Source organism: Methylobacterium sp. WL6 (assembly GCF_008040095.1).
In the GTDB taxonomy this organism is placed as follows: Bacteria; Pseudomonadota; Alphaproteobacteria; order Rhizobiales; family Beijerinckiaceae; genus Methylobacterium.
On sequence record NZ_VRVH01000283.1, the window covers coordinates 1 to 5,844 of the forward strand.

General features: G+C 74.7%; 3 protein-coding genes and 1 pseudogene. 1 reads left to right on the top strand and 3 read right to left on the bottom strand.

Annotated elements, in window-relative coordinates; all coding sequences use genetic code 11:
* Positions 1-400, top strand: a pseudogene (locus FV230_RS29910) (ATPase); the annotation flags it as partial.
* Positions 401-724: 324 nt separating this feature from the next.
* Here FV230_RS29910 and FV230_RS23495 read toward each other — a convergent pair.
* From FV230_RS23495 to FV230_RS23505, 3 genes are all read right to left on the bottom strand, one after another.
* A complete protein-coding gene (locus tag FV230_RS23495; protein ID WP_147844113.1) occupies positions 725-2,449 on the bottom strand; it encodes an alpha/beta fold hydrolase in 1,725 nt (574 codons plus the stop codon).
* A gap of 7 nt (positions 2,450-2,456) precedes the next feature.
* Positions 2,457-4,904, bottom strand: coding sequence for a glycoside hydrolase family 2 protein (locus FV230_RS23500; protein ID WP_147844114.1), 2,448 nt, complete (start codon positions 4,902-4,904; stop codon positions 2,457-2,459).
* Positions 4,905-4,915: 11 nt separating this feature from the next.
* On the bottom strand, positions 4,916-5,844 hold a 929-nt coding region (locus tag FV230_RS23505), incomplete at its 5' end, for a DUF1839 family protein (protein WP_147844115.1).

Consider the following 5,844-nt stretch of genomic DNA (forward strand, 5'->3'; position numbering starts at 1 on the left):
CCATGCCGAGGCGCGCCCGGCGCCGCGCCCCGAGGCCCGCGCCGCCGAGCAGGCCTGGTCGCCCCGGATCGTGCAGCAGCCGGCCGAGGCCCCGCGCTCGAACTCGGACGCCGAGGACGTCTCGGAGCTGATGGCCGAGAACCTGATGCTGAAGGCCAAGCTTCGGCTCGAGGCCGACCGCCACGGCGAGCTGCAGACCCTGCTCGCCCAGGAGATCCGCGAGCTGCGCAACCACGTGCAGATCGAGATGAACGCCCTCCAGGAAATCCGCGCCGAGCGCGATCACTTCCGGGCGGAGCGCGATCAGATCCGCGACGAGCTCGACGCGATGCGCGAGGAGCGCGACCTGTGGCGCGCCCGCACCGAGGCGCTGGCGCAGCCGCTGTTCCAGAAGCGCTGAACCGGCTTCGCATCGGCACGGCGACGCGATCGCCGTGCCCCCCGAAAAGCCGAAGGGCCGCCCGTGAGGGCGGCCCTTCCATTGCCGAACCGCGGTCCGGCCGAAACTGTCCCGAGTGTGCGGCTCGAGCGCCCTTAGAAGGAGGCGCCGGAGGCGACGGTCCAGGTCCGGTAAGCCGAAGACAGCGGCTGATGACAATGAGACACTGGATCACCTCCTTTCGTTCGTTGCTGGGACCCCGAAGGTAGGCGGTGGGACCCGCCCTGTGAAGCCCCTCGCCTGCGTTGTCTCGCCGCCCCCCGCGGCCGCGCGGCCGGCGGGGCGTCAGGGGCGACTCGCGACGACGGTGGCGACGAGGTCCCGCAGGATCGTGACCAGCTCGGCCTGCGCGGCGGGCGTCGCGAGGTTGTGGTCGGTGCCCGCGATGATCGCGACCGGCGCGCCGAGGCGCCGGGCGGCCCGCTCCGGCGTGCGGCCGACATGCCTGCGCAGGGCGGGGATCCCGGGATCGCCGACCGCGTAGACGAGGCGCAGAGGCGCGCCGCGCCGGCGCATCGCCGCGATCCGGCGCGCGACGCTGCCGCCCTCGGGCGCCGGACGGAACAGCGCCTTCCACCGGCGTTCGGCCATGCACAGGCCGCGGCGCAGGAGCACGCTGCCGATCGCCCGGACGCCGACCTCGCCCTTGAGCAGGCGGCGCCACGTGCTGCCGCGCCGGAGCAGGGCGGCATAGGTCGCGGCGCTTCCCACCGTCCGGCGCACGACGGCGTCGACGTCGTCGTCCGGGTGCCAGTCGAAACAGTAGAGGTTGGCCAGCAGCGCGCCCGCGACCCGGCGGTCGCGCCAGGCCGCCTGGAACGCCGCGTAGGCGCCGCTGCAATTGCCGACGAGGACGACCCGGCTCGCGCCCTGCGCCTCCAGGTGGTCCAGGGCGTGACGGAAATCGTCGAGGGTGTCGGCCGAGAACATCGGCGAGGCGCCGCCCGGCCGATCCGCGCTGTCGCCGACCCCGGCCAGATCCATCCGCAGCGACGGCACGCCCTCGGCCGCGAGAACGCGGGCCATCCGCGTCGCCTGCCGGCCCCAGCCGGAATGCGCGCTGAGGCCGGCGGCGATGAACAGGACCGTCGGCGCCCCCGTCGACGGGCCGGTCGGCCGGGCGTGGATGCCGAACAGCCCCGGCCCGAACCGGGCCGCCTCCTCCCGCCAGCCGTCTCCGGCAAGATGGGCGGGCGCCGCGACGGCGCGCGCCGAATTCGGCCGGGGCAGGGCGCCTGCGGTCGCGAAGGCGACCACCTCGGCGAAGGCCGCCTCGGGTGCCTCCGAGAACAGTGGGTTGCCGACGAGCTGGGCGAGGCCGGGCAGGGCGCCCGCCGTCACCGCGGCGCCGAGCGCGGCGTAGCGCTTGGCGAGGGCGTCGGTCTCCGCGCCGAGGATCAGGATCTCGGGCGCCGGCCGGACCGTCGCCGAAGCGAGGTCGATCCGCGCAAGGTCGGCCGCGAGCTCCGGGCCGATCGGAAAGCCGCCGACCGAGAGGCGACCGGGCATCTCGGCCGGCGCGGTGCCGTCCGACAGCTGGTTCACCGCCGGGGCCCGCAGCTTCATCTCGCGCAGGTACCCGCGCCCGGTCCGGCACGGCGCCATCAGCACGAGCCGGTCGACGCCGCCCTCCTCGGCCACGAGCGCCGCCAGCGTCGCCCCGAGCCGCAGGCCGACGAGGACGACCTCCGTCACCCCCGGTTCCTCGCGCAGGAAGCGCACCGCCCTGCGGACCGCATCGCGCCACGCCGCCAGCGTCCCGGCGCCCGCATCCGCCGAATCGCCCTCGCCCGGATAGTCGAAGCGCAGGGTCGCGCAGCCGGTGGCGGCGATCCGTCCGGCCAGTGCCCGCCACGGGCGATGCGCCGAGAGCTGCTCGAAGCCGGTCGCACCGCACAGGATCACGCCGCGCCGGCCGATGCCCGGGCTGAACCATCCGAACAGGCCGTCGATCACGACCGGTTCCGCTTCGAGGGGCGACAGGCGCTGCGGCAAGGGAGCGTGCATCATCAAGGTTTTAGAACCTCACGATCTCGTTTGTGTTGACGGCCCGGACGATCCCGCGCGGACGGCCGTCCCCGACGAGGGCGATGCGCCGCCGCGTGCCGGGCGCGAGATGGAAGCCGTCGTCGGCGGGACGCGCGTCCGTCTCGGTCTCGATCCGCACGCAGAGCGCGAAGCGGTCCGCCGCGACCCGGAGGACGGGACCGGCCGCGCCGGCCTCGATCGCGGCGGCGAGCCCGATCGGGCGCGGTGCCGGATCGCGCCCTTGCGGGAAGTGGAAGCTCTCGGCGAGGACGCCGTCGCGGTCCGGGCCGATCAGGCTCGCATGGGCGAGGCTGTGCGCGGGGGGGCCGAAGCGGTAGCTTCCGGTGGCATCGAAGAACCGCCCGAGCAGCGTCGCGCTCGACCAGGTTCCCGAGCTGCGCGGATCGCACGCGATCGCGCGCTCGGCCTGCTGCACCACGCGCCCCTCGGCATCGCTGAAGACGAGCCGCAACGTTGCGGACAGCGGCGCGGCCGCCTCGTTGTGGACGTGGAGGTGCAGGCCGTTCAGGCCCTCGTCCGAGATCGCCAGCTGGATGGGCCGGAAGGCGCGCTTGAGGGCGTACCACGCCGATTTCGGGCGGCCGGCCGCATCGACGACGCCCCATCCGAGCCCGGGGGCGAGGTCACGGAAGTTCCACACGAGCCCGCCGGCGGTGGGCGAGCGCGCCCGGCGCCACTCGCCGAACACCGCCTCCATCACCTCGGCGCTCGTCGCGCGGGCGAGCGCGCGGTAGCGGTCCGGGTCGTCGCGACGCAGAGTCTCGGGGTCGAGCCCGAACAGCGTCTGGAGATAGTGGTCGCGGACCTGCTCGAAATCCCAATCCGCGCCGCGGTCGCGCGGGATCGCCGCGGCCCAGGCCGGGCCGGCGGGGTCCAGGAGGTCAGCCTCCCGCAGCGTCGCGTCCTCGGGCACGTTGGCGAAGGCCAGGCATTCCGAGGCGAAGCCGACCTCGGCGCGGCGCGCATCCTCCAGCGGCCGGCGGTAGGCGCCGACGCCGTAATAGTGGGCGAGCCCGGCCTCGGTCGAGAACGGCAGGTCCCCGCCGAAGGGCGAGTTCGGCACCACCACGAGGTCCGGCCGCAGGCGGGCGACGCGGGCGGCGAGGACGTCCTCGGCGAGGCCCCCGGTCCAGGCGTCTCGGGGGAACCCGAGCATCGCCGCCTGCTGCGCGACCTCGCTGCCGCCGCACAGGACGCAGAGCGAGGGCGAGGCCTGGGTGCGGTCGAGGAAGCCGTCGATCTCGGCGAGCAGCACCTCCCGAAAGGCCGGATCGTCGACGGGATAGTCGAAGTTGGCGAGCATCAGGTCCTGGAAGACCAGGATGCCGAGCTCGTCGCACAGGTCGTGGAAGGCGTCGGATTCGTAGAGCGTGATGCCGGAGACCCGCAGCATGTTCATGCCGGCCTCGTGCGCGAGCGCCAGCAGCGGGCGGCACGCCTCGGCCGAATGGCCGACGAGGTCGGCCGGCGTCCAGCACGCGCCGCGGCAGAACACCGGCACGCCGTTGATCGTCAGGCTCAGGCCCTCGGCGAACGGCCGTTCCAGCGCGATCGTGCGGAAGCCGACGCGACCGAGCGCCAGCACATGGCCGTCGATCTCGGCCTCGACCGCGTGGAGCCGCGGCTCGCCGTGGGTGTGCGGCCACCACAAGGCGACCTCGGGAATCAGCACCTCGCCGGCGAAGCCGCCCGCCGCGTCGGCCTCGATCACCGCCTCTGCCCCGGCGCAGCGGAGCGTCAGCCGGGAGCCTCCGGCATCGGCGAGGGCGAGGCCGAGGCGCAGGCGGCCGGTACCGCCGTCGAGCGCGGCGCGCAGGTCGACCGACAGCACGTACGGACGACCGGGACCGATCGCGGTCCGGGTGACGGGCCGGTACGGGCCGACCGTGTCGATCGGCGGGCACCAGCCGGGCATGAAGCCGAGCAGGCTGGTGCGGACGTGGCGCAGCGCTCCGGGCGTCGCCAGGCGAGGGCGCCAGCGCCCGCGCCGGTTGGGCCGGGCGAGCTCGGCCTGCAGGGCGCGGAAGCACAGGGCGAGCTCGACCGTGCCCGTCCCCTCGACCGCGATGGCGTGGGCGAGGAACATCGAGCGCGTCTTAAGGCGGAGCACGCCGTCGACCCAGATCTCGGCGAGCGTCGCCAGCCCCTCGAAGCGGAGGGATTCGCGGCCCTGCAGGGTCAGCGCGGTGCGGTACCAGACGTCCGCCCCGTGGAGCGGCGTCGGCTCGGCCTCCGACCAGAGGCCGGCCGCACGGAGCGCGACGGCCGCGGTGCCGGGGACCTCCGCCGAAATCCAGCCCGGCAGGCTCGCCGCCTCGCCCGGCCCGGCGCAGGCACCGGGCGCCGTCACCACGAGGGACCACGGCCCTTCGATCGTGCGGGCCGGGATGCCGTCGACGGTGTGGAGGCGGGCCACGGCGCCGTCCCTCAGCGCAGGGCGCGGTCGAGGGCGGAGAAGACCGCGTCGTAGCTCGCGGCGGGGCGCTCGAGCGCGGCCGCCAGCGGCGCGGCGTTGCGCCGGCCGAAGGCGCGGGCGAGCTGGAACTGGAACGTCTTGGTCTCCTGTGCCAGCCGCGTCGCCGCCTCCGCCGCGGTGGCGAGATCGGCCAGCCCCGCGGCGTCGAGCCAGGCGAGGTGGCTGCCGAGAAGCTCGAAGTTGGCCCCGAGCTGGCGTGTGGTGTTGAAGGCGTAGCGGTGGAAGACCGAGAGCGGCTGCAGCACGAGGGCCTCGCCGGTCTGCTCCAGCGCCGCCTGGAAGGCGCGCACGGGGTTCGTCCGCGGGGCGCGGGTGCGATGCCCGCACAGCAGCGTGCGGGCCGCCGCCCGCAGCGCGCGAGGCGGCAGGGGCGGGGCGACCACCTTCACGAACTCGGCGTAGGGCGCCAGCAGGGCAGGGCCGAAGATGCCGTCGTAGTCGTCGGCGGCGAGCTGGAAGCGGCCGGCATTGTGCAGGTAGTCGAGGGTGCGCCGCCGCGGGTCGAGCCCGAGGATCGCGATCGTCGTCTTGGCGTGCTCGCGCCCGTAGGTGGTGCCGGCGGTGTCGGGCAGGTGGATCGCGTCGACCTCGACGAGCACCGGGCAGCCGCGGGCGACCTGGACGCTCGCGTGGCGCTCGAGCCCGTCGTAGACGGCGAGCTCCTCCAGGCGCAGGCCGTAGAGCGCCTCGATGTCGGCCATCGCCGGCTTGAAGAAGGTGAACTGGTCGCCCTCGAAATCCTGGCGCAGGGTGAAGCCGAGCATCCCCTCCGGTTCGAGCCCGCGGGCGTGCAGCAGCTCGATCCAGAGGTCGACGTAGCAGTTCGTCTCCGGCCAGGCGCGGGCCGGGGCGTGGAGCGGGTGGGGCGCCGGCTCGGGGA

Coding starts and splice junctions, on each gene's coding strand:
- FV230_RS23495 (WP_147844113.1), bottom strand. CDS start 2,449: ATGATGCACGCTCCCTTGCCGCAGCGCCTGTCGCCCCTCGAAGCGGAA.